The organism is Mesorhizobium sp. WSM4308, assembly GCF_002294905.1.
Classification (GTDB): domain Bacteria; phylum Pseudomonadota; class Alphaproteobacteria; order Rhizobiales; family Rhizobiaceae; genus Mesorhizobium.
In genome coordinates, this window is sequence record NZ_NSFW01000003.1 from 382,424 (window position 1) to 407,409 (window position 24,986).

Genomic DNA, 24,986 nt, shown 5'->3' on the forward strand with positions numbered 1-24,986 from the left:
CCAATCCCGCGGGCGTCCTTTTTCCTCACCAGCCCGGCCTGCCTACCAACCGAGCCAGACCGCGATCAGGGCGACCACCGCCGGCACGGTCTGGATGAACAGGATCTTGCGGCCGGCCGTTGCCGCGCCGTAAAGGCCGGCAATGGCCACGCACAACAGGAAGAAGACCTTGACCTGAAAACCGGCGGCGCCGAGATACAGCCCCCAGATCAGGCCTGCGGCGAGAAATCCGTTGTAGAGGCCCTGATTGGCGGCGAGCACCTTCGACGCCCTGGCGAATTCCGGCGTCAGGCGGAATGTCTTGTGCCCGCGCGGCGTGTCCCACAGCACCATCTCGAGATAGACGATGTAGACATGGATCAAGGCCACCAGCCCGACCAGGATGTTGCCGATCATTTGCTCCCCCTTCATGCGTTGCCGGCAGCATTTCATGTGTGGCATCGCCTGCGCAAGATGCATCCGCCGGAGGGCATCTGAGGGTTGCCAACGCTTTTGCGTTGGTGTCTTTTCGCGCCGTCCTCAATCACGGAAGCCGCCATGTCCTTTCAGAAACTCGACGACCTCGGCCACAAGCTCGAAGCGCTTGAGCATGCGCTGGCCATCCTCGGCGCTGACGAAGCCACGCATATGGCCGTCGGCGGCGGCGAGAAGCGCGCCGAGGCGATGGCGGCACTGGCCGGCATGTACCACATCAGGGCGACCGCCCCGGAAATCGCCGATTGGATCGCCACCGCCGAAGGCGAGGCGCTCGACGACCAGCAGCGTGCGGCGCTCGGCGAACTGCGGCGGCAATACACCAACCTGACCTGCCTGCCGGTCGAATTCGTCGAACGCCAGACGACGGCGCGCATGCGTTGCGAGCAGCTGTGGCGCGACCTGCGCGCCAAGAACGATTGGGCGGGTTTCCAGCCGGCGCTCGAGGGCGTGGTGGCGCTGGTGCGCGAAGAGGCGGCCCTGCGTTCCGACGTGCTCGGCCTCGCCCCTTACGATGCGCTGATGGAGCAATTCGATCCCGGCAACCGTACCGCCGACATCACCCCCGTCTTCGCCGACCTGAAAGCCTTCCTCAAGGGATTCGTGCCGGAGGCGCTGGCAATCCAGGAGGCGCGGCTGCGCAAGCATCCGCTGAAGCCGCTCTCAGGCACCTACGCGATCGACAAGCAGCGCGAGCTTGGCCTTGCCATGATGGCGGCCGTCGGTTTCGACCTGACGCACGGCTCGCTGTCGGTATCGCACCATCCCTTCTGCGGCGGCGTGCCCAGCGACGTGCGCATCACCACCCGTTACAAGACATCGGATTTCCTGTCGGCGCTGATGGGCGTGCTGCACGAGACCGGCCATGCGCTCTATGAACAGAACCTGCCGAAGGCGTGGTCGCACTGGCCGCTCGGCAAGGCGCGCGGCATGGCCGTGCATGAAAGCCAGAGCCTGTTCGTCGAAAAGCAGATCGGCCGCAATCCCGCCTTCTGGCGCTGGGCGCTACCGGTGGTGGAAAAGCATCTCGGCGAGGCCTGGTCGCTCGACGATCTCCTGCCGCATGTGCATCGCGTCGAGCGCGGCCTGATCCGCGTCGATGCCGACGAGGTGACCTATCCCCTGCATGTCATCCTGCGCTACGAGCTGGAGCAGGAGCTGGTCTCGGGCAGGCTGGAGGTTGCCGATTTGCCCGAAGCCTGGGACGCCAAGATGCGCGACTATCTCGGCCTCTCCACGTTGGACAATCCGGCCGACGGGCCGATGCAGGACGTGCACTGGCCGGGTGCCGCCTTCGGCTACTTCCCGTCCTACACGCTGGGCGCGATGATGGCGGCGCAGCAATGGGCCGCGCTGACGCGCGAACATCCTTCCGCAGATGACGACCTGGCGAAAGGGAATTTCACGGATATCAATGACTGGCGCCGCAAGAAGATATGGTCGCAGGGCTCGCGCTGGTCGACGCCGGACCTGCTCGAACGCGCCACCGGCGAAAAGCTCAACGCCGTGTATTTCGTCGATCACCTGCGCAAACGGTATGGAACCGCGTGAAGCCATCGAGGGAACCGACAGGGCAGAAGCGCCTGTCTACTCCGCCGCCCCTCTGAAGGCGCTGGCGCCGGTCTCGAACTGCAGCTTGGCAAGCCTGGCATAGATGCCGCCCTTGGCGACCAGGCTCTGATGCGTGCCTTCCTCGACGATGCGGCCGCCATCCATGACCAGGATCCTGTCGGCCTTCAGCACCGTTGCCAGCCGGTGGGCGATGACGATGGTGGTGCGGCCTTGCATCAGCCGCTCCAGCGCCGTCTGCACCAGTGTCTCGCTTTCGGCATCCAGCGCCGAGGTGGCTTCGTCGAGCAGCAGGATCGGCGCGTCGCGCAGGATGGCGCGGGCGATCGCCACGCGCTGGCGCTGGCCGCCGGACAGCGTCACGCCGCGTTCGCCGACCTGGCTGTCATAGCCGTTCTCGAGCTTGAGGATGAATTCGTCGGCCAGCGCGTCCTTCGCCGCCGCCTCGATCTCGGCATTGCCTGCGCCCGGCCGGCCGAAGCCGATATTGTCGCGCGCGCTCGCCGCGAAGATGGTGACGTCCTGCGGCACGATGGCTATGCGTTCGCGCACCGAAGCCGGATCGGCTTCGCGCACATCGACGCCATCGATCATGATCTTGCCGGTTTCGGGATCGTAGAAGCGCAGGATCAACGAAAAGACCGTGCTCTTGCCCGCCCCCGAAGGGCCGACGATGGCCACTGTCTCGCCGGGCATGACATGGAAACTCAGGCCGTGGACGGCGGCCCGGTCGGGCCGCGCCGGATAGGAGAAGGAGACGTCGTCGAAGACGATCGCGCCCTTGGCGACCGCCGGCAGCGGCTTCGGCTCGGCCGGCGCCTGGATCGCCGGCTTTTCGGCCAGGATCTCGGTCAGCCGCTCGGCCGCGCCCGCTGCCTGGGCAAGTTCGCCCCAGACCTCCGACAGCGCGCCGAGCGCGCCTGCGGCGAACACCGAATAGAGCAGGAACTGGCCAAGCGTGCCCGGCGACAGCGTGCCTTCGAGCACGTCGCGCGATCCGAACCACAGCACCGCCACGACGGAGGAAAAGATCATGAAGATGGCGAAGAAGGTGAGGAAGGAGCGAGCGAAGATCGAGGCGCGCGCCGCCTCGAAGGCGGCCTCCACGGCGGACGAAAAGCGACCGGTGACCAGTCTTTCGTTGGTGAAAGCCTGCAGCGTCCGCACCGCGCCGATCTGCTCGCTGGCATAGGCGGTCGCATTGGCCAGCGTGTCTTGCGCCAGCCGCGACTTGCGACGCACCGAGCGCCCAAAGGCGACCAGCGGCAAGACGATGACGGGGATGGCCGCGATGACCAGGCCGGACAGTTTCGGGCTGGTGAAGACCATCATTGCCACGGCGCCGAGGCCGAGGATGACGTTGCGCAGCGCAACCGAGGCGGTCGCCCCCACGGCCGACTTGACCTGCGTCGTATCGGCCGCGAGCCGCGATACGATCTCTCCCGACTGCGACGTATCGAAGAAGGATGGCGAGAGGGTCGTCACATGGCTGAACACGTCATTGCGGATGTCGGTAACAACACGTTCGCCGAGCGTGATGACGAAATAGTAGCGGCAGGCCGACGCCGCCGCCAGCACGGCGGCCATCACCACCAGCATGCCGAAATATTCGGCGATGAAGCGGGAATCCGATGCCGAAAAGCCGTGGTCGATCATGCGCCGCACCGCCAGCGGCAGGGCCAGTGTCGTCGCCGCCGCGACCGTCAGCGAGATCACGGCGCCGATGACCAGTTTCCGGTAGCGGCCAAGATAGGGGAACAGGCGCCTGAGCGGCTTGAGCGAGCGCCGACGCTCGTCCGCATCGCCACTGATGTCCGCCATGACCGTTTTCCTCTGGCCCTTTTCGTGCGCGCCATCAATATGCGTTTGACGCGGCCTTGTGATTCAATTTCGGCTGATGTATAGGCTCGCCGACCGTTTTAGAAGCCGTGGCTCCTCAATAGCTACGGCTTCGAGTTTTAAAAAGAGGCGCATCGACGCAGGCTCATGCCCGTCAGCCGCGCCGGCAAGCCAGGAACCGAACCATGAAGAGCGCTATTCATCCCGACTACCACACCATCAAGGTCGTCATGACCGACGGCACCGAATACACGACCCGTTCGACCTGGGGCAAGGAAGGCGATACGATGAACCTCGATATCGACCCGACCACCCACCCGGCCTGGACCGGCGGCCAGCAGACCCTGCTCGACCGCGGCGGCCGCCTCTCCAAGTTCAAGAAGCGTTTCGAAGGTTTCGGCCTCTAAGCCCATTTCGGCATTGTCGCAGATCAAAAACCCGCCCTTGTGGCGGGTTTTTTGTTGCGATGAGATGACGCGCCTCGAGCTGGCGCCCACCCCTACCTCCCCCTTGTGGGAGGTCGGACCGAAGGTCCGGGTGGGGGTCTGGCGCCGGCCCCACCCTGCTGCTTCGCAGCGACTTGTCGGGGCGAGCCACGGGGCTTGCCCTTCCTTCGACCCCACGCGGGGGAGGATGGGAGGCATTCTACCCGTCCACCAACTCCCGCAGCGCCATGCGCTTGTAGGCGGCGACCAGCCTGTCGCCTTCCTGCCGCTCGACCGAGATGGCCAGCCGTACCGCGGCCTCGCCCATTTGCCAGACGAGAAGCGCCGTGGTTTCCAGGGCGAGGGGGTCGGCGCCGGGCCGCAAGCGCTTCAGCACCGCGACCAGGAACTCCGCATTGGCCCGGCTGTCGGCGAGTTCGAGCTGGCGCAGCGCCTTGTCGGCCTGCGTGCCCGACCAGATGTCGCGCATCACCGGCTCGGCCAGGAACAGCCCGTAGTAGATATCGACCAGCTCCGAGAAAGCCTGCCGCAGGCCTTCGGCGTCGCTGACATCCCTGAGCGCCGCCGAGATACAGGCCTGGCTTTCGGCCGTGTAGCGCTCGGCCAGTGCCCAGATGATCGCCCGCTTGTCGGGGAAGAACTGGTAGAGCGAGCCGATCGACACCCCTGCCCGTTCCGCGACCTCGCCCATGCGCATGGCGTCGCTGCCTTGCTCGGTGATCAGCGTTGAGGCCGCGGCCAGCATGCGCTCCACCCGCTCGCGGCTGCGCTGCTGGCTTGGCGCCCGCCGTGGCGAAGCGATCTGCTCATTGGACGGCGTGCCTTCCATGGACTGTCTCCAACAATGCATTCGGCACAATCGCCGAGAAAATGGCTTGACTGATAAAATACGAGGGTTTATCACGTTTTGCAAATATGAGGATTACTCATATTTGCAAACGGAGGAAAACCACCATGACCGACACCAAACCAATTCTGATCCTCGGCGGCACCGGCAAGACCGGCCGCCGTCTTGCCGAGCGGCTGACGGCGCGCGGCATTCCGGTACGCATCGGCTCGCGTTCCGGCACGCCGCGCTTCGACTGGGAGGCGCCCGCAAGCTGGGCTCCGGCACTCAAGGACGTCAGCGCGGTCTACATCAGCTCCTATCCTGACATCGCCGTGCCGGGCGCCGCCGAGGTGATCGATGCCTTCACCCGCCTTGCCGTGGCGCATGGCGTTCGACGTCTGGTGCTGTTGTCGGGCCGCGGCGAGCACGAGGCGCAGCGCGCCGAAGAGATGCTGCAGGCTTCCGGGGCCGACTGGACGATCCTGCGCTGCGCATGGTTCTCGCAGAACTTCAGCGAAGGCTTTCTCGTCGAGCCGTTGCTGGCGGGCGAAGTTGCCCTGCCGGTCGGACCTGTCGGCGAACCCTTTGTCGATGTCGACGACATCGCTGACGCCGCCGAAGTGGTGCTGACCGGGCCTGGTCATGTCGGCCAGCTCTATGAGCTGACGGGGCCGCGGCTGTTGAGCTTCGCCGACGCGGTCGCCGAAATTGCCAAGGCAGCCGGACGTGACATCCGCTTTGTCAGAATTTCGCATGACGAGTTCACGGCCGCTATCGCGTCGCATGAACTGCCACCCGAAATCGTCTGGCTGCTCGATGAGCTGTTCACCCAAGTGCTCGACGGCCGCAACGAGATGCTCACTGACGGCGTCCAGCGCGTGCTCGGCCGTGCACCGAAAGACTTTTCCGCCTACGCAACCGAAACCGCCGCTAGCCGAATCTGGAGTAACTGAGATGAGCAAGCTTGTTCCCACCCTCACCATCATCGCCGCAATCGGCTCGGGCGTCGTCGGCGGCGTCTTCTTCGCCTTTTCCAATTTCGTCATGGCAGCCCTTGCCCGGCTGCCCGTCCCGCAAGGCATCGCCGCGATGAATTCGATCAACGTCACGGTGATCACCCCAAGCTTCATGACCGCTCTTTTCGGCACCGGCCTCATCTGCCTCGTGCTGATTGCCGCCGTTCTTCTGGGCTGGAGCCAATCAGGCTCATACTGGCTGCTTGCCGGCGCCGTGATCTATTTCATCGGCAATCCGATCGTGACCATGGTCTTCAACGTGCCGCTCAACGACGCACTCGCCGCCGTCGATCCTGCGAGCGCCAACGGCGCCGCCGTATGGGCGAACCATCTGAGCCAGTGGGTAATGTGGAACCACGTCCGCACCGTCACCGCCATCGTGGCGATGGCCTGCTTCATCATGGCTTTGATCTGAAGACAGCAGCCCGCGAATGCAAAAGACCCCGCCTCAGGCGGGGTCTGTCTTCTTGTGCGTTTTGCGGTCGGCATGGCCCAGGTCGCGGTCCGGATCGATCACGTCGCGGACCAGCTGCTTGAGTTTTGCCGCGTCCGGAAAGCCGCCGTCGCGCTTGCGGTCCCAGATGAGCACGTCGTTGCAGGAAATGGTGAAGACGCCGCCGGTGCCGGGCACAAGCGTCACTTCGCCAAGGTCGGTGCCGAAGGTGGAGAGCAGCTCCTGCGCCATCCAGCCGGCGCGCAGCAGCCACTGGCACTGCGTGCAATAGGTGATGCGGATGGCGGGCAGCGGCGTCTCGCTCATCACGCCGCGCTGAGCTTGGCCAAGGTCTCGTCGTCGACTTCGAAGTTGGCGTAGACGCTTTGCACGTCATCGTCGTCCTCGAGCGTGGCGACCAGCTTCATCAGCGACTGTGCCCGCTCCTCGTCGACCGGAACATTGTTCTGCGGCCGCCAGATCAGCTTCACCGATTCCGCTTCGCCGAGCGAGGCTTCCAGTGCCTTCGACACCTCGCCGAGATTCTCGAAGGCGCAATAGATCGTGTGGCCTTCCTCGTCGGTTTCGACGTCGTCGGCGCCGGCTTCGATCGCCGCTTCCATGACCTTGTCGGCACTGCCGGCCGATGCCGGATAATAGATCTCACCGACACGGTCCCACATGAAGGACACCGAGCCGGTTTCGCCCATCGCGCCGCCGGCCTTGGTGAAGGCGGCGCGCACATTCGACGCCGAGCGGTTGCGGTTGTCGGTCAACGCCTCGACGATGACGGCGACGCCACCTGGGCCATAGCCCTCATAGCGCACGGCCTCGTAGTTTTCGGCATCGCCCATCGACGCCTTGTTGATGGCGCGCTGGATGTTGTCCTTCGGCATCGACACTGCCTTGGCGTTCTGGATCGCCAGCCGCAGGCGTGGATTCATCGATGGGTCGGGCGTGCCGCTCTTGGCGGCCACGGTGATTTCGCGCGCCAGCTTGGAAAACATTTTCGACCGCACCGCGTCCTGACGGCCCTTGCGGTGCATGATGTTCTTGAACTGTGAATGGCCAGCCATGGCACCCCTGTCGTGTTCGGCTAGAGCGTTCTGCAGCGAGATGCATTACCTCGCCTGTTGCAAAATGCTCGAATTCAAAATTTCAGAACGTCCTTGATGCGTCCGGAGGACGTATGGCGCTCTTTGTCGGAATGGCCGGCTTATAGATAAATCGGCTCAATTCGTCCAGCCGCACCGCGCGCGTGGCGTAACCGGACAGGCTGCTGCAAACGCTTACGCCTCCAGATCGGACTTCAGCCGGTCGATGATGCTGAGCGCATGGCCGGCATACTGGCTGATCCAGCGATCGTGGATCTGCTTGATCGGCAGTGCGTTGAGATGGTTCCAGCGCTCGCGTCCATCGCGGCGCGCAACGATCAGCTCCGCCTCCTCCAGCACCTTCAGATGCAGCATGACGGTGCAGCGGTCGATATCGGGAAAGGCATCGCACAGCATGCCGGTGGTCTTCGGCTCGTCCTTCAGCCGATCGAGCATTTCGCGCCGGCGCGGGTGCGCCAGCGCCTTGAAAACATTGTCATCTTGCGATCGGCTTGACATGTTATGTTTATATAACATATTGTTGAACCTTTCAAGGATGGAGCTGTGGATATGTCTCTTGGATTCCGCGTTTCCGGCCGCATCGGCAAACCGGCCGCCGAAGTTTTCGACGCCGTCGTCAACCCCAAGAAGCTCAGCGGCTATTTCACCACCATTGGCGGCGCCAGCGCACCGCTGCAAACCGGCACGAGCGTCGTCTGGTGGGGCAAGGTGCCGGTCGAGGTCGACGAGGTGGTCAAGGACAGCCGTATCGTGCTGCGCTGGGACGCCACCGACGCCGACGGCAAGCCGGCCTACAAGACGCGCATCGAGATGAATTTCGAACCGCTGGACGATGGCGGCACCCTCGTCACCATCGCCGAAAGCGGTTGGCAGGAAGGCGCGGTCGGCCTGAAGAAATCCTACCTCAACTGCGAGGGCTGGTCGCAGATGCTGGCCTGCATGAAGGCCTATGTCGAATACGGCATCAATCTGCGCGACGGCTATTACCGCAGCGAGATGAAGGGCGAGCCCGCCAACGAGACCAATGTTTGAGCAGGGAAACGGAGGCCAGCGATGACGATAGTAACGCCGTTCCTGATGTTCGAGGGCAAGGCCGAGGAGGCGATGGCCCTCTATTGCGACACCATTCCCGGCAGCAGCATCCTCGACATCACGCGCTATGGTGCCGGTGAGGATGGCCCTGAAGGGACGCTGAAGCTGGCGCGCGCTTCCATCGCCGGCCGGGACGTCATGGTCTTCAACAGCCCCGTACACCACGCCTTCGGCTTCACGCCGTCGGTCTCGTTCTACGTCGACTGTTCCTCCTTGGAGGAACTGGACCGCATTGTCGACGCACTGGCAAAGGAGGGCGGATTCCTGATGCCACCCGACAATTATGGTTTCAGCCGCCGCTTCGCCTGGTTGAACGACAGGTTTGGTGTCTCATGGCAGGTCAACCTGGCCTGACCGAACATGGCCGACCCAAGCGCAGCGCAATGGAGACAGCAATGACGACGAAAATCACCGGCGGCATCAACATAGCCATGAAGGTGCCACCGCATCAGTATGAGGCGACGATCGCCTTCTACCGCGACATCGTCGGCCTGAAGCCGTTCACCGCCAAGGCGCCGGCGGTCGGCTTCGAGCTCGGACCCAACCGCCTGTGGATCGACGAGGCGCCGATGTTGAGCCAGGCCGAGGTCTGGCTGGAACTGTTCACCGAAGATTTTTTCACCGCTGCCGCACACTTCGCCGAGGCCGGCATCGTGCGTTGCGATGCCATCGAGCCCTTGGGCGAAGGCTTTCGCGGCGGCTGGATCACCAGCCCGGCCAGCATCGTTCACATGCTGCGCGAGCCCGACGCCTGGTGAGCGCCACGACCAGAAAGGAGACCGCCATGGAGATCCGTGAAACCCCGACAGCCGAAGCCGGCATGCTGATCCGACGGCCCGTCGCCGAGGTGTTCGAGGCCATCGTCGACCCGGCTATCACCACCAAATTCTGGTTCACCCATGGCAGCGGCCGGCTGGACAGCGGCAAGGAGGTCCGCTGGGAGTGGCGCATGTATGGCGTCTCGACGACCGCCAAGGTCAGCGAGATCGTCAGGAATGAAAGGATCGTCATGCAATGGAGCGATCCGCCGACAAAGGTGGTCTGGACGTTCACCGAAATGTCTGGCAATGCGACCTTTCTCGAGGTCCGCAACTTCGGTTTCGGTGGCACGCCCGACGAACAGATCAAGGAAGCGATCGGCTCGACCGGTGGCTTCACGCTCGTGCTGGCCGGCGCCAAGGCCTGGCTGGAACAGGGCCTGACGCTAGGCCTGATCGGCGACCGCCACCCGGAGGGTGCGCCGGGGCGTTAGATGCCCAGCACCCCGATACTCAATGCCCGTCGCCGGGCTTCGCTTTCCTGCGCCGCCGCGCCAGCATGTTGAGCCCCTCGACCAGGGCCGAGAAACCCATCGCCGCGTAGATGTAGCCCTTGGGCACATGGTAACCCATGCCGTCGGCGATCAGCGTCATGCCGATCATCAACAGGAAGCCCAGGGCCAGCATGACGATGCTGGGGTTCTTGGCGATGAAGTTGGCCAGCGGACCCGCCGCCAGCATCATGACGCTGACAGCCACGATCACGGCGATGTACATGATGGCGATCTCGTCGGTCATGCCGACCGCGGTGATGATGGAATCGATCGAAAAGACGAGGTCGAGCAGCAGGATCTGGAAGATCGCACCGGCAAGCGAGATCTTGAGCGTCTCACCCATCATCGTGTCCTTGTGGTCGTCGGGATCGACCGTGTGATGGATCTCCTTGGTCGCCTTCCACACCAGGAACAGGCCGCCGGCGATCAGGATCAGGTCGCGCCAGGAGAAGCCGTGGCCGAGGGCGGTGAAGACCGGCGTCGTCAGCTGGACGATGACCGAGATGGTGGCCAGCAGCACCAGCCGCATGACCAGCGCCGCCGAAATGCCGAGCCGGCGGGCACGGGCCCGCTGCGCTTCCGGCAGCTTGTTGGTCAGGATCGAGATGAAGATCAGATTGTCGATGCCGAGCACGATCTCGAGCACCACCAGCGTCAGCAAGGCGACCCATGCGGTTGGATCGGAAACGAATTGAAAATGCGGCGCAAGAAATTCGATAAGCTGCATGGAGGTCGTTGTCCCCTCTGTTAACGATCTGAAGCAGATGTCGTCGGCAGTTAGGTACCGCGCGCGCCTATATCAATGTCATGACCAGAAGGACGGAGTCGTTTCTTCCAGTCGCGGCCCGCGACGAAACGGCGCGATCCTCTCGGTCAGTCCGGTACGATCGGAAATATTGACACCGACCCCGCACAAGGTCGCCGGGCCGGTCGCCGCCTCGAAGCGCCCCTTCGGCACTTTCGACAGGAACCGGTTGAGCGGTTCCTCCTTGTCCATGCCGAGCGAGGAATCATAGTCGCCGCACATGCCGGCATCCGACAGATAGCCGGTGCCGCCATTGAGGATCTGGTGGTCGGCGGTCGGCTGGTGGGTGTGGGTGCCGACGACCAGGCTGGCGCGGCCGTCGACGAAATGCGCAAAGCACATCTTTTCCGAGGTCGCCTCGGCGTGGAAGTCGATCACCACCGCATCCGCCTGCTCGCCGAGCGGGCAGGCGGCAAGCTCGCGCTCGCCGGCCTGGAACGGATCGTCGAGCTCGGGATGCATGAACACCCGGCCCATGATGTTGGCGACCAGCACGCGCGCGCCACTTCTGGCGATGTAGACGCCGGAGCCGCGCCCGGGTGTGCCTTTGGGAAAATTCGACGGACGCAGGAAGCGTTCTTCGCGCGGCGCGAAGGCCAGCGCATCGCGCTGGTCCCAGACATGATTGCCGGTGGTGACGACATCGGCGCCGGCCGCGATCGTCTCGCGAAAGATCTCCTCGGTGATGCCGAAGCCGCCGGCGGCATTCTCGCCATTGACGATGACGAAATCGAGTTTGAAGTCCGAGATCAGGCCGGGCAGTTGTTCCCACACCGCCGTGCGTCCCGTTTTTCCGACCATGTCACCGAGGAAGAGAAGTCTCATATGATCCCGCACCGAAAGTCAGCGAAGCAAAAGCTGCATGACATCCGCGAAAAGATCATGCCTCCATTATCTACAATTTTGGCGTGAAGCGACGCAACCCGCTCTCGGTGAGTATTTCCGGGATGATCACGTCATGGTTCTCGTCCGGAACCTGCGCCACCTCCTGGCAGTCGAAGGCGATGCCGATCAGCCGGGGCGTATGCCCCTTGTCGACGAGCTTGGCGATCGCGCGGTCGTAATAGCCGGCGCCATAGCCGATGCGGTGGCCGCGCGCGTCGAAGGCGGCAAGCGGTACCAGCATCACCTGGGGGTCAAGCACCTCGGCCTCTTCATGAGGTCCGATCGTGCCGAAGCCCATGTCGACCATCGGCGCGCCGCGCACCAGTTCGCGAAAGACGATCGTGGTCTTGTCGAGAATGGCGGGCAGGCAAAGCCTGGCGCCCTGTTCACGCAAGGCAAACATCAAGGGCCTGACGTCGACTTCCGAACGCATCGGCCAGAAGCCGGAGACGATTTGGCCGGGCTCGATGGCGAGATGATCGCGCGCCGTCTCGGCCATTTCGAGCGCCATTTCCACCCGCCAGAATTCGTCGAGCGCGTCGCGGCGTCCAAGCGCCTGGAGTCGCAGCTGTTTCTTCTGGTCTTTGAGAGATGTCATGCGCGGATGGTAGAAAAGGCCGGATCGGGATGGCGTTTTGGGAGCGACGTTTTCCACCGCATCATCCACCGCAATGCATGGATGCGCAACAAGAAGTGACGATCCACACAACCGGTGGAGAGAGCGATCCCGGGAACCTACAAAGTAGGTGGGCGCCGTGTGAGAAAACCCACGGGTCTTCCCAGGGACAGCTCCCTAAGGATCGTTAAGGCCCCGGGGAAATGTTCTCCTGCCGGGAAGCACAGACCGTCGTGACCAATATAGGCCGCTCATCGGTCAAGCGCCAGTGACGCAGGCAGTCTCGGCGGCTTTATTCGCCATCCGCGCCGCACCCTTGCGCAGGCCGGGCGGCGTCCTTACGGTCACCGGGTGAACCAAGGAGCAACAATGCGTTTCGAAGGTACGGCGGCCTATGTCGCCGACAAGGATCTGATGGTGGCCGTCAACGCAGCGATCGCGCTGGAGCGGCCCCTGCTGGTCAAGGGCGAGCCCGGCACCGGCAAGACCGAGCTTGCCCGCCAGGTGGCGGCGGCACTCGGCCTCGACCTCATCGAATGGCATGTCAAATCGACGACGCGAGCCCAGCAAGGTCTTTACGAGTATGACGCGGTGTCGCGGCTGCGCGACAGCCAGCTCGGCGATGCCAGGTTCAACGACATCAAGAACTACATCAAGCGCGGCAAGCTCTGGGAGGCGTTCGCGGCCGGCAAGAAGGTCGTGCTTTTGATCGACGAGATCGACAAGGCCGACATCGAGTTCCCCAACGACCTGCTGCAGGAACTCGATCGGATGGAGTTCTTCGTCTACGAGACCGGCGAGACCATCCGCGCTGCTATCAGACCGATCGTCATCATCACCTCCAACAATGAGAAGGAACTGCCGGACGCCTTCCTGCGCCGCTGCTTCTTCCACTACATCCGCTTTCCCGACGTCGACACGCTGCACAGGATCGTCGACGCCCACTATCCCGGCATCAAGCAGAACCTGGTGCGGGCGGCCCTTACCCAGTTCTACGAGATCCGCGAGGTCCCGGGCCTGAAGAAGAAGCCGTCGACCTCCGAGGCGCTCGACTGGATCCGCCTGCTGGTCGCCGACGACATCGCGCCCGAGGATTTGCGCGCCGACCCGAAGAACGCATTGCCCAAGCTGCATGGCGCGCTGCTGAAGAACGAACAGGACGTGCATCTGTTCGAGCGGCTGGCCTTCATGGCCAGAAGGCAGCAATAGGGCCGCAGCAATAGCGCTTTCCCCTTCCGTGGACCGTTGCCGCCGGTCGGACGGGAAGGCAGCTTCGGCCGCAACCTTTCGCAGGAGATGAAATGTCCGAGATTATTGTCCGCCCGTTCGCGCAGTCCGACCACGCCGACTGGAAGCGCCTGTGGACCGACTACCTGACCTTCTATGAAACCAGGCTGCCGGATGAGGTCTATGCCGTCACCTGGAAGCGACTGTTCACGGCAGGCGAATTCGAGCCGAAGGGTTTTATCGCCATGCTCGACGGCAAGGCCGTCGGCCTCACCCACTATCTCTACCATCGCTCGGGCTGGTCCGAGAAAAACAACTGCTATCTGCAGGATCTGTTCGCCGACCCGGACGTGCGCGGCAAGGGCATCGGTGCCGCGCTGATCAATGCCGTGAAGCAGGAAGCGGCAAAGATCGGCGTCAAGAACGTCTACTGGATGACGCACGAAACCAACACCACGGCGCGCAAGCTCTACGACCACGTGGCGCGCCGCACCGGCTTCATCGAGTATGATCTGCTATAAATAGAAAATGTTCATCCCTTTCTTCCTAGAACTGAAGGCTGCACGCGTTCCCGTCTCGCTCAGGGAATATCTGTCGCTGCTGGAAGGGCTGGAAGCCGGGCTGGTCGACTATGACGTCGAGGGTTTTTATTACCTGGCCCGCGCCGCTCTGGTGAAGGATGAGCGCCACATCGACCGCTTCGACCAGGTGTTCGCGCATGTCTTCAAGGGCATCGAGGCGCTGGGCGGACCGGATGCGGTCGATGTCGCCAATATTCCCGAGGAATGGCTGCGCCGGCTTGCCGAAAAGCACCTGACCGAGGAGGAGAAAAAGCTGGTCGAGGCGCTCGGCGGCTTCGAAAGGCTGATGGAGACCCTGAAGCAAAGGCTCGAGGAGCAAAAAGGCCGCCACCAGGGCGGCTCGAAATGGATCGGCACCGGCGGCACCTCGCCCTTCGGCGCCTATGGCTACAATCCCGAAGGCGTGCGCATCGGCCAGCACGAAAGCCGCAACCGCCGCGCGGTGAAGGTCTGGGACAAGCGCGAGTTCCGCAATTTCGACGATGCCGTCGAGCTCGGCACCCGCAACATCAAGATCGCGCTGAAACGCCTGCGCCGCTGGGTGCGCGAGGGTGCCGAGGAGGAATTCGACCTGCCCGGCACCATCCACGCCACCGCCGAGCATGGCTATCTCGACGTGCAGACGCGGCCCGAGCGGCGTAACGCGGTGAAGCTTTTGATGTTCTTCGATGTCGGCGGCTCGATGGACGACCACGTCAAGAGCGTCGAGGAACTGTTTTCAGCGGCCCGCGCCGAATTCCGCCAGCTCGAATATTTCTACTTTCACAATTGCCTCTACGAAGGCGTGTGGAAGGACAACCGGCGCCGCCATGCGGAGGTGATCCCGACCTTCGACCTCCTCCACAAATACGGGCCGGACTACAAGGTGACCGTCGTCGGCGACGCCTCGATGAGCCCTTACGAGATCGCCCACCCCGGTGGGTCAGTGGAGCACTGGAACCCGGAGGCCGGCGCCGTCTGGCTCGGCCGCCTGCTGCGGCAATGGCCGAACGCGGTATGGCTGAACCCCGAGAGCGAAAAGAACTGGGGTTTCACCCATTCGATCGCCATGATCCGCGATATCTTCGGCGGCCGCATGTTCCCGCTGACGCTGGCCGGACTCGAAGGCGCGACGAAGCAGCTTTCTCGAAAACATTGAAGGACCGACGGGAAATCCGATGACCTGCTTCCTCTGTCTGCAGTGCGGCGTCCAATTTGCGGCGACGGAGACGCCGCTGCAGCACTGCCCGGTCTGCGAGGATGAGCGGCAGTTCGTGCGCTGGGAAGGCCAGGCCTGGATAACCCCGCGGGAGCTTGCCACCGGGCATCGGCTGGTGACGAGGGACGATGCCGGCGTGCTCGGCTTCGGCATCGAGCCGCGCTTCGCCATAGGCCAGCGGGCGCAGCTGGTGCAGACGACGCACGGCAATGTGCTGTGGGACTGCGTCTCGATGGTGAGCGAGGAGGCGGTGGCCGAGATCAACCGTCGCGGCGGCCTGGCGGCCATCGCCATCTCGCACTGCCACTTCTACTCGGCGATGGCCTGTTGGAGCGAGGCGTTTGGCGGCGTGCCGATCTATCTCCACGCCGACGACCGCCAATGGATCATGCGGCCGCATCCCTCGATCGTCAGCTGGCAAGGCCAGACGCTTGCCATAAACCCGTCGCTGACGCTCATCCGCTGCGGCGGCCACTTTTCCGGCAGCCAGGTGCTGCACTGGCAGCGCGAGGGCGGCAACGCGCTGCTGACCGGCGACACCGTGCAGGTGACGCCGACGCGCCGCCATGTCAGCTTCATGTACAGTTATCCCAACCAGATACCGCTCAACGCGGCAGCTGTCCGCCGCATCGCGACGGCGCTTGAACCATTCGACTTCAACGATATCCGCGGCGCATGGTGGGACCTGAACATCATCGGCGGCGCAAAGGCGGCATTCAACGCATCGGTGGCTCGTTATCTCGCCGCCATCGCATGACGGCGATCGAAAATGCGAGAAAATCCGGTAACAAATGCCTATGTTGGTGCGAATATAGCTTGCAACCAAGAACGAGCCGCCAAGGCTGAGGAGATCAAATGGACACCCAAACCTACCCCGTCACCCGCACCGATGCCGAATGGCGCGCCCGGCTGACGCCGGAGCAATATGCGGTCATGCGCAATCACGGCACCGAGCGGCCGGGCAGCTGCGCCTTGCTCTACGAGAAGCGCGCCGGCACATTTTCCTGCGTCGGCTGCGACCAGTCGCTGTTCGAATCCAAGCTGAAGTTCGAGAGCGGCACCGGCTGGCCGAGCTTCAACGACCCGGTGCCCGGCTCGATCGAGACCACTGTCGACCGCAGCTACGGCATGGTCCGCACCGAGTGCCATTGCTCGCGCTGCGGCAGCCATCTTGGCCACGTCTTCGAGGATGGCCCGCCGCCGACCGGCCTGCGCTACTGCATCAATGGCGTGGCGCTGAAATTCGAACCGGCGGCTTGATGCCTCGGAAAAGACTTCGCAAAGGGCGGCTTCAGCCGCCCTTTTTCGTTTGGCTCATGCCACGACCGTCGCGATCAGCCAGAGCGCCGCACCCAGCATCATCAGCTGCGCCTTCAGGCCGCCGCCCTTCTCCACCGTCCGCCAGACGGCGATGGTGAGGAAGATATTGTAGGGAACGGGGAGGAAATGCACCACCAGCACCAGCCAGAGCGGCAGCTTCAATCCAAGCAGGATCAGCGCCAGCGCCGAAGAGAGGATGCTCAAGATCGTCCCGACGAGCAGCATGTCGCGCCAGAACAGCCGGTCGAGCGGCGCTTCACCCCTCCAGCGCGTACGGAAAAAGTCCGTCATCGCCGACGCGTCACCCCTGCCCCAGAACGTCGGTCACGGCCTCTTCGAAGCGTGTGCACTCCCTCACCAGCCAGTCGGTCATGGCCGGCCAGTTGTCTTCGGCGTAGCAGTTCACCCGCCACACCGAGTTGATGCCGAGACCCTGGCAACTCTGTTCGGGCTTGAGCTTCAGCCTGGCCTCGATCGCCGGCTGGAAAGGCTTCAGCCGCGACCAGGACTCCGTGGCGCCGAACTTTTCGTTGCGCCCGAAGAAGACGCCGACTTGGTTCTGCGCCGGCGCGACATACATCGAAAGCACCAAAGCGAAATCCGGCAGCCCGCGCTGCCAGAACCACGGCCCCCGCCTTGCAAGCGTGGCTCTTTCTTGCGGATGCCGCTCGGCGAACAGTGCCCAGAAGCCGCGATGGCGGAACTCCGAGGCACGGCGGCCACCGAAGTCGAATTCGTTCATGGCCGGCTGCCCCGCTGCCCGAGGCTGTTTCGAAATTCGTTCTGGCGAGTCATATGATGGCGTTTTGAGAACGTAGCGTAGCGGACATTTGGGTCCGCACGCAACGCAGGCGCAGAAAACGCCAGGACAGCCAATGCGGCAGACGCCGCATTTGGTCGCGGCCGAGGACGGCGTGTACCGTCAGATCTCGTCGCCCGTATCTGGCGAACGGGATCAATGCTTCTCCTTCGCTGCGCGATGCATAGCGGCAAAGTCTGCCAAGGTTGGAAAATGACCTCCGACCTTCGGCTGGGCAAGAGGCCGCTTCGTTGCACCTGACCCCTCCATCCCAAACCTGCGGTCGATCCAAACGCTGGCGAGCCCGATGCTCTCTGCCGGCGCATGATCATGAAACAGACTCTGGGCCACATGAAGGACTTCATCCTGCTGAATGCCCAGATCCTGCTTCAGCCTGCCGAACAGGAAACGGAAGTTGCCCAGATCCGGCTTGTAGCTGCCTATGTCTTCCGCCGTGTAAACGGCATCGAAGCTCACACCGAGCTTGCGGTTTGAAGCCGCGAAACTCTGGCCGTCGACATTGGACAATACGACCAAACGGAAGTGCTGTTTCAGATAGGCCAGCGCCTCCCTGGAATCCGGAAAGGCGGGCCAATCGGGCACCGAGGTGCCGAAACGTTCATGCAGATCAGCCTGCGCGGTGATCTCCCAATGTCGAGCCAGCCTTGCGTGCACTGCCGCCAACAGTGTTCTGTAGCGCAAGGAAGGAGTCTCGGCTTCCTGCCGCGTCTCTATTTCCCCATAGGTTTCCAACGCTTCGTTTCGGCTGATTTCGCGATTTGCCATGCTCAAAAGCGGCTGAAGCGCGTTCCAGATGCCGGTTTCCCAGTCGATGAGCGTGCCATAGACATCGAATGTCAGCGCTTTGAAACGAGTCAAATCCATATCGGTGATCCTCACACACGCGTAATTTCCGTATCCGTAGCGCCGCGCGAGGCCGATATCTCGGCAGAACCTTCCGGATTTTAGGCTTTTCCTCCCGTTCTTCCGAGCAGATTTCGGCGAACTTCGGCCGGGGTTGAGTTTCGCTCCCGCCGCATTGCGCGCGTCAAGGCGCTCTGGTCAGAGTGACCACTGAACATCGCGATATCCGCGATGGAAAGGCGCGGATCGGCAAGCATCCGTTCAGCCGCATCGAGGCGCATCGCAACCAAATGCGCGTGCGGCGTGGTCGCGCGCCGTCTGGTGAAGGCTTCATGCAGACGGGTTGGGCTCATCCCTGCCGCTTCCGCGATATCGGCAATGCGGATTGGCTCGGCAAGCTTTCGTTGCATGAACGCCGTGGCTCTTCTGACAGCAAGCTCTGCGCGATCCGGACGATCCCTTGCAGGAGCGATGCGATCCAGCAGCAATGTCGACCAGGCGTGTCGAAGCGAGGCGGAAAGCTCCTGCGATGTCGCCAGCACCGCCATGTAGTCGATCAGGCCGTGAACCTCCCGGCCGATCGCAAAAAATGCGGGTATGTCTTCATCCGGCTCCCGGATGCCGAGGCGGGACGGCAGGTCGAGGACAACGAAAGAGTCCGTTTGTTTGGCGTAGAACGCGTGCTGGCAACCGGCAGAAACAAAGACGCCAGTGCTGCCCGAAACCCGTCCTGAACGGTGCCCCAGATCGATTTCGAGCGCTCCGGAAACCGGTAGGACCACTTGGGGATAGTCATGCTGGTGCCTCTCGACCTCCCCGGAATATCTTCGGATTTCAACGACGGTCTCGTTCATCGACAAGTCCTGCGTAAGCGTGGGCATCGCTCTCGGTGATGCGACGCCGCCGAAGACGGTTCGTTTTAACCCGGTGTGCTGAACGACCAGTCTTTTGTGGAGAGCATCCCTCGGCTCCGTTGTAGCGGAGCACAGCACCGGCGCGAAGAGCGTTTATCCGCGCACAACTTTCAAGACTTGCTCACAGCCCGAAGGATCGCGACGCGCTTTAAGCAGCGGTCCAAATTTAGATGCGCTCCGCCCTCGATATGCCGATCCGAAATCGAGGGGCCTCGGCTTCACGCGGCGGCCAGGATCGATTTCGTCATCCTGAGCCGCCCGGCCTGCTCATGTGACGCCACCGCCATCGCTGGCCGAGGCGCGGCGGCCGCCGACGTCAAACCACTCATGGCCGGTTTCCGGCCACGCGCCTTACACCATGCCGAGCGCGGCCATGTACAGATCGAGGATCGCATCCTCTTCCTGGCGCTCGGCCTGGTCCTTCTTGCGCAGGCGGATGATGGTGCGCATCGCCTTGGTGTCGAAGCCGGTGCCCTTGGCCTCGGCGAACACTTCCTTGATGTCGTCGGCGATCGTCTTCTTCTCTTCCTCGAGCCGCTCGATGCGCTCGATGAAGGCACGCAGCTGGCCGGCGGCAACAGTCTGGCTGGTCTCGGTGATATCGTCGGCCATGTTTTTCTCCAAAAGGGTTCGGCGCCGCGACTCGGCGAAAGACGGCGGCAAATTTGAGCCGGTTCGATGCCCGACCGGCGGCGGCGGGTCAAGCCGTTATCGAACAAGGCATGGGGGCTGCCGACAGAAGCCGACAGCCTGCCCGCCCTTTGCCGCTTCTCAAGCGAAGGCGATCAGCAGATCCTTGGCATCGATCTGGTCGCCGGCCTTGACCAGCACCTCGGCGACGGTGCCGTCGCGCTCGGCATGCAGCGCCGTTTCCATCTTCATCGCCTCGATGGAGAGCAGCACGTCGCCGGCCTTCACCGCCTGGCCGGTGGCGACCGAAAGCGCGGAGACCACGCCCGGCATCGGCGCGCCGACATGCGCCTCGTTGCCAGGCTCGGCCTTGCGGCGCGCCTTGGCGGCGGAGGCGCCATGCGCCCGGTCCGGCACCTTCACGCGCCGCGGCTGGCCGTTGAGCTCGAAGAACACGGTGACCAAGCCCTTCTCGTCGACATCGCCGATGGCGAGGCACCGCACGACCAGCGTCTTGCCCTTCTCGATGTCGATGAAGATCTCGTCTTCGGACTTCATGCCGTAAAAATAGGTCGGCGTCGGCAGGACGCTGACCGGGCCGTAGGTCTCTTGCGCGCCGGCGAAGTCGGTGAACACCTTCGGATACATCAGCCAGGAGGCGAATTCGTATTCCGAGAGCTTGCGCTCCAGCTTCTCCTCGATCTCCTTGCGGCTGGCCTTGAGATCGGCGGGCTTCAGCAGCGAGCCGGGCCGCGCCGTGATCGGCCTGTCGCCTTTCAGCGCCTTCTTCTGCAGCGCCGCCGGCCAACCGCCGGGCGACTGGCCGAGATCGCCGCGCAGCATCGAGACGACCGAGTCCGGGAAGGCGATATCCCTGGCCGGGTTCTCGACATCCGCGACGGTCAGGTCCTGGCTGACCATCATCAGAGCCATGTCGCCGACGACCTTGGATGACGGCGTCACCTTGACGATGTCGCCGAACATCAGATTGACGTCGTGATAGGTCTGCGCCACCTCGTGCCAGCGCGTTTCCAGCCCAAGCGAGCGCGCCTGTTCCTTGAGGTTGGTGAACTGTCCGCCCGGCATTTCATGCAGATAGACTTCCGAGGCCGGCCCCTTGAGATCGCTTTCGAAGGCGGCGTACTGGTTGCGCACCGCTTCCCAGTAGAACGAGATCTTGCGGATCCATTGCGGGTCGAGGCCGGGGTCGCGCTCGGTGCCCTTCAGCGCCTCGACGATCGAGCCCAGGCAAGGCTGCGACGTGTTGCCGGAGAAGGCATCCATCGCCGCGTCTATGGCGTCGACGCCACTCTCCACCGACGCCAGCACGGTCGCCGCCGACAGGCCAGACGTGTCGTGGGTGTGGAAATGGATCGGCAGGTCGGTCGCCTCGCGCAGCGCCCTGAACAGCACGCGGGCGGCGGCCGGCTTCAACAGACCCGCCATGTCCTTGACGGCGATGATATGGGCGCCGGCGGCCTGCAATTCGCCGGCCAGGCCGACATAGTATTTCAGATCGTATTTGGCCCGCGCCGGATCGAGAATGTCGCCGGTGTAGCACATCGCCGCTTCGATCAGCTTGCCTTCGGCCCCGACCGCGTCCATGGCGACGCGCATGTTCTCGACCCAGTTCAGGCAATCGAAGACGCGGAACAGGTCGATACCGCCGGCAGCCGCCTGCTTGACGAAATGCTGCACGACATTGTCGGGATAGTTGGTGTAGCCGACGCCGTTGGCGCCGCGCAGCAGCATTTGCAGCAACAGGTTGGGCGCCGCCTCGCGCACCAGCGACAGCCGCTCCCAAGGATCCTCGGTGAGGAAGCGCATGGCGACGTCGAAGGTCGCGCCGCCCCAGCATTCGAGCGACAGAAGCTGCGGCAGGGCGCGGGCATAGGTGCCGGCAATATTGGCAATGTCATGCGTGCGCATGCGTGTCGCCAGCAGCGACTGGTGGCCGTCGCGCATCGTCGTGTCGGTGACCAGAACTTGCCTTTGCTCGCGCATCCAGCCGGCGAATCTCTCAGGACCGAGCACGTCCAGCTTCTGCTTGCTGCCGCCCGGCACATTGCCATTGAGGTAGGGCACCACCGGTGCCGCCGCATCGGCTTTCGGCATCGGCCGGCCGCGCGTCTCGGGGTGGCCGTTGACGCTGACATCGGCCAGATAGTTGAGCAGCTTGGTCGCGCGGTCCTGCCGCTTGACCTGCTGGAACAGTTCCGGCGTCGTATCGATGAACTTCGTCGTATAGGAATTGTCGGCGAAGCTCGGGTGGTTGATGATCGCTTCGAGGAAGGTGAGGTTGGTGGCGACGCCGCGGATGCGGAATTCGCGAAGCGCCCGGTTCATGCGGGCAATCGTCTCGGCCGGCGTCGGTGCCCACGCCGTCACCTTCTCCAGCAGCGGATCGTAGAAGCGAGTGATGACCGCGCCGGAATAGGCAGTGCCGCCATCCAGCCGGATGCCGAAGCCGGTGGCGCCGCGGTAGGCGGTGATGCGGCCATAGTCCGGAATGAAATTGTGCTCGGGATCCTCGGTGGTGATGCGGCACTGCAAGGCGTGGCCGTTGAGCCTGATGTCCTTCTGCGCCGGCACGCCCGATTGCGGTGTGCCGATGGCGAAGCCGTCGAGGATGTGGATCTGCGCCTTGACGATGTCGATGCCGGTCACCTGTTCGGTGACGGTATGCTCGACCTGGATGCGCGGGTTGACCTCGATGAAATAGAATTTTCCGGTATCGGCATCCTGCAGGAACTCGACCGTGCCGGCGCCGATATAACTGGTCTCGCGCGCGATCTTTAGCGCGTGGCCGCAAAGCTCCTCGCGCTGCGCCATTTCGAGATAGGGCGCCGGCGCCCGCTCGACGACCTTCTGGTTGCGGCGCTGAATCGAGCAGTCGCGCTCGAACAGGTGCACGGCATTGCCATGCGTGTCGCCAAGCACCTGCACCTCGACATGGCGGGCGCGCTCGATCAGCTTTTCGAGGTAGACCTCGTCCTTGCCGAAGGCGGCCTTCGCCTCGCGCTTGCCTTCCGTGACCTCTCGGGCGAGATCGGCCTCGGAACGGATGGCGCGCATGCCGCGCCCACCGCCACCCCACGAGGCCTTCAGCATCACCGGATAGCCGATCTCCTTGGCCAGTTTCTTGACCGCCTCCATATCGTCCGGCAACGGATCGGTGGCGGGAATGACCGGCACGCCGACCTCAATGGCGAGATTGCGCGCCGCGACCTTGTTGCCGAGACGGCGCATCGTGTCCGGCTTCGGCCCGATGAAGGTGATGCCCGCTTGCGCGCAGGCTTCGGCGAATTCGGGGCTTTCGGACAGGAGCCCATAGCCGGGATGGATGGCATCGGCGCCGGAAAGCCTGGCGACGCGGATCACCTCCTCGATCGACAGATAGCTCTCGATCGGCCCCATATCCTTGGCGAGATGCGGACCACGCCCGACCTGGTAGCTCTCGTCGGCCTTGAAGCGGTGCAACGAATATTTGTCTTCCTCGGCCCAGATCGCCACGGTTTTGAGGCCCAACTCATTGGCCGCGCGAAAGACGCGGATGGCGATTTCTGACCGGTTGGCGACGAGGATCTTCGTGATGGCCAAGGACTGGGCTCCAGCAGCGGCAGGGACGGGAAATCGGTGCAATGATTAGCGTGAAAATGCTGCAGTGCAAACAAAATCAACGCCGGTTTAAACCGATTTAAATCAATTATCCGGCCAACACTCGCATGCCTTGGCGCGAACGGACGGAACAATGACGACAATTTCGATCCTGGATGCGATCTCTCCGCCTGAGAGGTGCCGGCAAGAAAGATCATCGCCGACCCGAACGCACCAAAAGAAAATGCCCGGCGCGTCGCGCCGGGCATCTTGGATTTCAGACCTGCCAGAGCAGCTTATTTCGGGAACCAGGAATACTTGCCGTCGTCCTTCTTCTTCCACTCGTACATGATGTAGCCCGGCAGCTTCGGGTCGCCCTTGGCGTCATAGGCAAGATCGCCCAGCACGGTCGGGAACGGGCCGCTTTCATGCATCGCCTTGGCGACGGCCTGCGGGTCGTTCGTCTTGGCGGCAGCGGCCGCCTCGGCGACCACCTGCACGGCAGCGTAGGCGTAGAGCGTGTAGGCTTCCGGCTCGAAGCCCTGCGCGCGGAACTTCTCGACGAGTTCCTTGTTGGCCGGGATCAGGCGCGGATCGGGTCCGAACGTGTTGAGCGTGCCGGCGACGGCGTCGCCCGCGATCGCGGCGAGTTCGTCCGTCACGATGCCGTCACCCGACATCATCGGCGCCTTGAGGCCCTGGTCCGCCGACTGGCGGATGATCAGGCCGGCTTCGGTATGGAGGCCGCCCCAGTAGATCAGGGTGACGCCGGCTTCCTTCATCTTGGCGATGAGCGCCGAGAAGTCCTTGTCGCCGACATTGACGCCTTCATACATCACTTCCTTGACGCCCGCGGCGTTCATCGCCTTCTTGGTTTCATCGGCGAGGCCCTGGCCATAAGGGGTCTTGTCGTGCACGACGGCGACCTTGGCATCCTTGAAGTTCGCGGCGATGTAGGCGCCGGCGATGCTGCCCTGCTGATCGTCGCGTCCGCAGGTGCGGAACACGTTCCACAGACCGCGCTCGGTGAACTTCGGGTTGGTCGCGGCCGGCGTGATTTCGACGATGTTGTTTTCGGCGTAGACTTCCGAGGCCGGGATCGAGACGCCCGAGTTGAAGTGGCCGATCACGAACTTGACGCCGTCGCCGACGAACTTGTTGGCGACCGAGATGCCTTGCTTCGGATCGGAGACGTCGTCGCCGACTTCGAGCTTGATCTGCTCGCCGTTGATGCCGCCCTTGGCATTGATCTCGGCGACCGCCGCCTCTGCGCCCTTCTGCAGCTGTGCGCCGAAGGCCGCATTCGGACCGGTGATCGGACCGGCAACGCCGAACATTACATCAGCCCACGCGTTGCCGCCGAACGCGACAAGCGCGGTCAGGGCGACGGCGGACAAAAGTGACTTTTTCATTTAAACGCTCCCA

Annotated in this window: 29 protein-coding genes and 1 other RNA gene; 13 read left to right on the forward strand and 17 right to left on the reverse strand. The window is 63.3% G+C overall.

Going from position 1 to position 24,986, the window contains the following annotated elements; all coding sequences use genetic code 11:
* Positions 1-42: 42 nt before the first annotated feature.
* On the reverse strand, positions 43-396 hold the full coding sequence (locus CK227_RS07695; RefSeq protein WP_095772035.1) for a DUF1304 domain-containing protein: 354 nt from the start codon (positions 394-396) through the stop codon (positions 43-45).
* Between the two features lie 141 nt (positions 397-537).
* Between CK227_RS07695 and CK227_RS07700 the strand changes: the two genes are divergently transcribed.
* A complete protein-coding gene (locus tag CK227_RS07700; RefSeq protein WP_095772034.1) occupies positions 538-2,025 on the forward strand; it encodes a carboxypeptidase M32 in 1,488 nt (495 codons plus the stop codon).
* A gap of 36 nt (positions 2,026-2,061) precedes the next feature.
* Here CK227_RS07700 and CK227_RS07705 read toward each other — a convergent pair whose 3' ends face one another.
* A complete protein-coding gene (locus CK227_RS07705; protein ID WP_095772033.1) occupies positions 2,062-3,864 on the reverse strand; it encodes an ABC transporter transmembrane domain-containing protein in 1,803 nt (600 codons plus the stop codon).
* A gap of 203 nt (positions 3,865-4,067) precedes the next feature.
* On the opposite strand from CK227_RS07705, the gene rpmE reads away from it, so the two are divergent.
* Entirely contained in the window at positions 4,068-4,289 is a 222-nt protein-coding gene (gene rpmE, locus CK227_RS07710; RefSeq protein ID WP_010912060.1) for a 50S ribosomal protein L31, read from the forward strand.
* A 238-nt stretch (positions 4,290-4,527) separates the two neighbouring features.
* Here rpmE and CK227_RS07715 read toward each other — a convergent pair whose 3' ends face one another.
* Positions 4,528-5,157 (reverse strand): TetR/AcrR family transcriptional regulator, encoded by a 630-nt coding sequence (locus tag CK227_RS07715; RefSeq protein ID WP_095772032.1) that lies wholly within the window; start codon positions 5,155-5,157, stop codon positions 4,528-4,530.
* 125 nt (positions 5,158-5,282) lie between these two features.
* On the opposite strand from CK227_RS07715, the gene CK227_RS07720 reads away from it, so the two are divergent.
* Both CK227_RS07720 and CK227_RS07725 read left to right on the forward strand, forming a co-directional pair.
* Positions 5,283-6,110 carry an NAD(P)H-binding protein gene (locus tag CK227_RS07720; protein ID WP_095772031.1) on the forward strand — a complete coding sequence of 276 codons (828 nt, stop codon included), beginning with the start codon at positions 5,283-5,285 and terminating at the stop codon, positions 6,108-6,110.
* A 1-nt stretch (position 6,111) separates the two neighbouring features.
* Positions 6,112-6,588: a DUF1772 domain-containing protein gene (locus CK227_RS07725; protein ID WP_095772030.1), complete on the forward strand. Its 477-nt coding sequence runs from the start codon at positions 6,112-6,114 to the stop codon at positions 6,586-6,588.
* A gap of 33 nt (positions 6,589-6,621) precedes the next feature.
* On the opposite strand, the gene CK227_RS07730 is transcribed toward CK227_RS07725, so the two are convergent.
* The 3 genes from CK227_RS07730 to CK227_RS07740 form a co-directional block, all read right to left on the reverse strand.
* Positions 6,622-6,933 (reverse strand): SelT/SelW/SelH family protein, encoded by a 312-nt coding sequence (locus CK227_RS07730; protein ID WP_095772029.1) that lies wholly within the window; start codon positions 6,931-6,933, stop codon positions 6,622-6,624.
* Positions 6,933-7,682, reverse strand: a complete 750-nt coding sequence (locus tag CK227_RS07735; protein ID WP_095772028.1) for a YebC/PmpR family DNA-binding transcriptional regulator — start codon at positions 7,680-7,682, stop codon at positions 6,933-6,935. The genes CK227_RS07730 and CK227_RS07735 overlap by 1 nt, the downstream gene beginning before the upstream one ends.
* A gap of 213 nt (positions 7,683-7,895) precedes the next feature.
* Entirely contained in the window at positions 7,896-8,219 is a 324-nt protein-coding gene (locus CK227_RS07740) for a helix-turn-helix domain-containing protein (RefSeq protein ID WP_010912067.1), read from the reverse strand.
* Between the two features lie 51 nt (positions 8,220-8,270).
* On the opposite strand from CK227_RS07740, the gene CK227_RS07745 reads away from it, so the two are divergent.
* From CK227_RS07745 to CK227_RS07760, 4 genes are read left to right on the forward strand one after another with little or no spacing between them, the layout of a single operon-like run.
* Positions 8,271-8,753: an SRPBCC domain-containing protein gene (locus CK227_RS07745; protein WP_095772027.1), complete on the forward strand. Its 483-nt coding sequence runs from the start codon at positions 8,271-8,273 to the stop codon at positions 8,751-8,753.
* A gap of 21 nt (positions 8,754-8,774) precedes the next feature.
* Positions 8,775-9,167 (forward strand): VOC family protein, encoded by a 393-nt coding sequence (locus CK227_RS07750; protein ID WP_095772026.1) that lies wholly within the window; start codon positions 8,775-8,777, stop codon positions 9,165-9,167.
* Positions 9,168-9,208: 41 nt separating this feature from the next.
* The gene (locus CK227_RS07755) at positions 9,209-9,571 is read left to right on the forward strand and encodes a hypothetical protein (RefSeq protein ID WP_095772025.1); all 363 of its coding nucleotides are present in this window, start codon (positions 9,209-9,211) and stop codon (positions 9,569-9,571) included.
* A gap of 26 nt (positions 9,572-9,597) precedes the next feature.
* A complete protein-coding gene (locus tag CK227_RS07760) occupies positions 9,598-10,065 on the forward strand; it encodes an SRPBCC family protein (protein ID WP_095772332.1) in 468 nt (155 codons plus the stop codon).
* Positions 10,066-10,084: 19 nt separating this feature from the next.
* Here the strand turns inward: CK227_RS07760 and CK227_RS07765 are convergent, their stop codons facing one another.
* The 4 genes from CK227_RS07765 to ssrS all read right to left on the reverse strand — a co-directional run bounded on the left by CK227_RS07765 (position 10,085) and on the right by ssrS (position 12,664).
* Entirely contained in the window at positions 10,085-10,852 is a 768-nt protein-coding gene (locus CK227_RS07765) for a TerC family protein (RefSeq protein ID WP_095772024.1), read from the reverse strand.
* 78 nt (positions 10,853-10,930) lie between these two features.
* Complete coding sequence (locus CK227_RS07770) at positions 10,931-11,755, reverse strand: YmdB family metallophosphoesterase (RefSeq protein ID WP_095772023.1); 825 nt, start codon at positions 11,753-11,755, stop codon at positions 10,931-10,933.
* A 70-nt stretch (positions 11,756-11,825) separates the two neighbouring features.
* Positions 11,826-12,413 (reverse strand): 5-formyltetrahydrofolate cyclo-ligase, encoded by a 588-nt coding sequence (locus CK227_RS07775; protein WP_095772331.1) that lies wholly within the window; start codon positions 12,411-12,413, stop codon positions 11,826-11,828.
* A gap of 96 nt (positions 12,414-12,509) precedes the next feature.
* Positions 12,510-12,664: non-coding RNA, 6S RNA (gene ssrS / locus CK227_RS07780), on the reverse strand.
* A 136-nt stretch (positions 12,665-12,800) separates the two neighbouring features.
* Here ssrS and CK227_RS07785 point away from each other — a divergent pair.
* The 5 genes from CK227_RS07785 to msrB all read left to right on the forward strand — a co-directional run bounded on the left by CK227_RS07785 (position 12,801) and on the right by msrB (position 16,697).
* Positions 12,801-13,640, forward strand: a complete 840-nt coding sequence (locus CK227_RS07785) for a MoxR family ATPase (RefSeq protein WP_095772022.1) — start codon at positions 12,801-12,803, stop codon at positions 13,638-13,640.
* A 92-nt stretch (positions 13,641-13,732) separates the two neighbouring features.
* Complete coding sequence (locus CK227_RS07790) at positions 13,733-14,179, forward strand: GNAT family N-acetyltransferase (RefSeq protein WP_095772021.1); 447 nt, start codon at positions 13,733-13,735, stop codon at positions 14,177-14,179.
* Positions 14,180-14,186: 7 nt separating this feature from the next.
* On the forward strand, positions 14,187-15,377 hold the full coding sequence (locus tag CK227_RS07795; protein WP_095772020.1) for a VWA domain-containing protein: 1,191 nt from the start codon (positions 14,187-14,189) through the stop codon (positions 15,375-15,377).
* A gap of 19 nt (positions 15,378-15,396) precedes the next feature.
* On the forward strand, positions 15,397-16,194 hold the full coding sequence (locus CK227_RS07800) for an MBL fold metallo-hydrolase (protein ID WP_095772019.1): 798 nt from the start codon (positions 15,397-15,399) through the stop codon (positions 16,192-16,194).
* A gap of 98 nt (positions 16,195-16,292) precedes the next feature.
* Positions 16,293-16,697: a peptide-methionine (R)-S-oxide reductase MsrB gene (msrB, locus tag CK227_RS07805; RefSeq protein ID WP_095772018.1), complete on the forward strand. Its 405-nt coding sequence runs from the start codon at positions 16,293-16,295 to the stop codon at positions 16,695-16,697.
* Positions 16,698-16,751: 54 nt separating this feature from the next.
* Here the strand turns inward: msrB and CK227_RS07810 are convergent, their stop codons facing one another.
* The 7 genes from CK227_RS07810 to CK227_RS07840 all read right to left on the reverse strand — a co-directional run bounded on the left by CK227_RS07810 (position 16,752) and on the right by CK227_RS07840 (position 24,973).
* A complete protein-coding gene (locus CK227_RS07810) occupies positions 16,752-17,048 on the reverse strand; it encodes a hypothetical protein (RefSeq protein ID WP_095772017.1) in 297 nt (98 codons plus the stop codon).
* A 10-nt stretch (positions 17,049-17,058) separates the two neighbouring features.
* On the reverse strand, positions 17,059-17,499 hold the full coding sequence (locus tag CK227_RS07815; RefSeq protein WP_095772016.1) for a hypothetical protein: 441 nt from the start codon (positions 17,497-17,499) through the stop codon (positions 17,059-17,061).
* A 213-nt stretch (positions 17,500-17,712) separates the two neighbouring features.
* Positions 17,713-18,441 (reverse strand): haloacid dehalogenase type II, encoded by a 729-nt coding sequence (locus CK227_RS07820; RefSeq protein WP_095772015.1) that lies wholly within the window; start codon positions 18,439-18,441, stop codon positions 17,713-17,715.
* 80 nt (positions 18,442-18,521) lie between these two features.
* Entirely contained in the window at positions 18,522-19,274 is a 753-nt protein-coding gene (locus CK227_RS07825) for an AraC family transcriptional regulator (protein ID WP_095772330.1), read from the reverse strand.
* Between the two features lie 411 nt (positions 19,275-19,685).
* A complete protein-coding gene (locus tag CK227_RS07830; protein ID WP_095772329.1) occupies positions 19,686-19,946 on the reverse strand; it encodes a DUF2312 domain-containing protein in 261 nt (86 codons plus the stop codon).
* A 159-nt stretch (positions 19,947-20,105) separates the two neighbouring features.
* Positions 20,106-23,564, reverse strand: a complete 3,459-nt coding sequence (pyc, locus tag CK227_RS07835) for a pyruvate carboxylase (RefSeq protein WP_095772014.1) — start codon at positions 23,562-23,564, stop codon at positions 20,106-20,108.
* A 293-nt stretch (positions 23,565-23,857) separates the two neighbouring features.
* Positions 23,858-24,973 (reverse strand): branched-chain amino acid ABC transporter substrate-binding protein, encoded by a 1,116-nt coding sequence (locus tag CK227_RS07840; protein ID WP_095772013.1) that lies wholly within the window; start codon positions 24,971-24,973, stop codon positions 23,858-23,860.
* Positions 24,974-24,986: the final 13 nt, after the last annotated feature.

Bases quoted from the DNA above. Each gene is read 5' to 3' on its own strand.
- CK227_RS07695 (WP_095772035.1), bottom strand. From the start codon at position 396: ATGATCGGCAACATCCTGGTCGGGCTGGTGGCCTTGATCCATGTCTAC.
- CK227_RS07700 (WP_095772034.1), top strand. From the start codon at position 538: ATGTCCTTTCAGAAACTCGACGACCTCGGCCACAAGCTCGAAGCGCTT.
- CK227_RS07705 (WP_095772033.1), bottom strand. From the start codon at position 3,864: ATGGCGGACATCAGTGGCGATGCGGACGAGCGTCGGCGCTCGCTCAAG.
- rpmE (WP_010912060.1), top strand. From the start codon at position 4,068: ATGAAGAGCGCTATTCATCCCGACTACCACACCATCAAGGTCGTCATG.
- CK227_RS07715 (WP_095772032.1), bottom strand. From the start codon at position 5,157: ATGGAAGGCACGCCGTCCAATGAGCAGATCGCTTCGCCACGGCGGGCG.
- CK227_RS07720 (WP_095772031.1), top strand. From the start codon at position 5,283: ATGACCGACACCAAACCAATTCTGATCCTCGGCGGCACCGGCAAGACC.
- CK227_RS07725 (WP_095772030.1), top strand. From the start codon at position 6,112: ATGAGCAAGCTTGTTCCCACCCTCACCATCATCGCCGCAATCGGCTCG.
- CK227_RS07730 (WP_095772029.1), bottom strand. From the start codon at position 6,933: ATGAGCGAGACGCCGCTGCCCGCCATCCGCATCACCTATTGCACGCAG.
- CK227_RS07735 (WP_095772028.1), bottom strand. From the start codon at position 7,682: ATGGCTGGCCATTCACAGTTCAAGAACATCATGCACCGCAAGGGCCGT.
- CK227_RS07740 (WP_010912067.1), bottom strand. From the start codon at position 8,219: ATGTCAAGCCGATCGCAAGATGACAATGTTTTCAAGGCGCTGGCGCAC.
- CK227_RS07745 (WP_095772027.1), top strand. From the start codon at position 8,271: ATGTCTCTTGGATTCCGCGTTTCCGGCCGCATCGGCAAACCGGCCGCC.
- CK227_RS07750 (WP_095772026.1), top strand. From the start codon at position 8,775: ATGACGATAGTAACGCCGTTCCTGATGTTCGAGGGCAAGGCCGAGGAG.
- CK227_RS07755 (WP_095772025.1), top strand. From the start codon at position 9,209: ATGACGACGAAAATCACCGGCGGCATCAACATAGCCATGAAGGTGCCA.
- CK227_RS07760 (WP_095772332.1), top strand. From the start codon at position 9,598: ATGGAGATCCGTGAAACCCCGACAGCCGAAGCCGGCATGCTGATCCGA.
- CK227_RS07765 (WP_095772024.1), bottom strand. From the start codon at position 10,852: ATGCAGCTTATCGAATTTCTTGCGCCGCATTTTCAATTCGTTTCCGAT.
- CK227_RS07770 (WP_095772023.1), bottom strand. From the start codon at position 11,755: ATGAGACTTCTCTTCCTCGGTGACATGGTCGGAAAAACGGGACGCACG.
- CK227_RS07775 (WP_095772331.1), bottom strand. From the start codon at position 12,413: ATGACATCTCTCAAAGACCAGAAGAAACAGCTGCGACTCCAGGCGCTT.
- CK227_RS07785 (WP_095772022.1), top strand. From the start codon at position 12,801: ATGCGTTTCGAAGGTACGGCGGCCTATGTCGCCGACAAGGATCTGATG.
- CK227_RS07790 (WP_095772021.1), top strand. From the start codon at position 13,733: ATGTCCGAGATTATTGTCCGCCCGTTCGCGCAGTCCGACCACGCCGAC.
- CK227_RS07795 (WP_095772020.1), top strand. From the start codon at position 14,187: ATGTTCATCCCTTTCTTCCTAGAACTGAAGGCTGCACGCGTTCCCGTC.
- CK227_RS07800 (WP_095772019.1), top strand. From the start codon at position 15,397: ATGACCTGCTTCCTCTGTCTGCAGTGCGGCGTCCAATTTGCGGCGACG.
- msrB (WP_095772018.1), top strand. From the start codon at position 16,293: ATGGACACCCAAACCTACCCCGTCACCCGCACCGATGCCGAATGGCGC.
- CK227_RS07810 (WP_095772017.1), bottom strand. From the start codon at position 17,048: ATGACGGACTTTTTCCGTACGCGCTGGAGGGGTGAAGCGCCGCTCGAC.
- CK227_RS07815 (WP_095772016.1), bottom strand. From the start codon at position 17,499: ATGAACGAATTCGACTTCGGTGGCCGCCGTGCCTCGGAGTTCCGCCAT.
- CK227_RS07820 (WP_095772015.1), bottom strand. From the start codon at position 18,441: ATGGATTTGACTCGTTTCAAAGCGCTGACATTCGATGTCTATGGCACG.
- CK227_RS07825 (WP_095772330.1), bottom strand. From the start codon at position 19,274: ATGAACGAGACCGTCGTTGAAATCCGAAGATATTCCGGGGAGGTCGAG.
- CK227_RS07830 (WP_095772329.1), bottom strand. From the start codon at position 19,946: ATGGCCGACGATATCACCGAGACCAGCCAGACTGTTGCCGCCGGCCAG.
- CK227_RS07840 (WP_095772013.1), bottom strand. From the start codon at position 24,973: ATGAAAAAGTCACTTTTGTCCGCCGTCGCCCTGACCGCGCTTGTCGCG.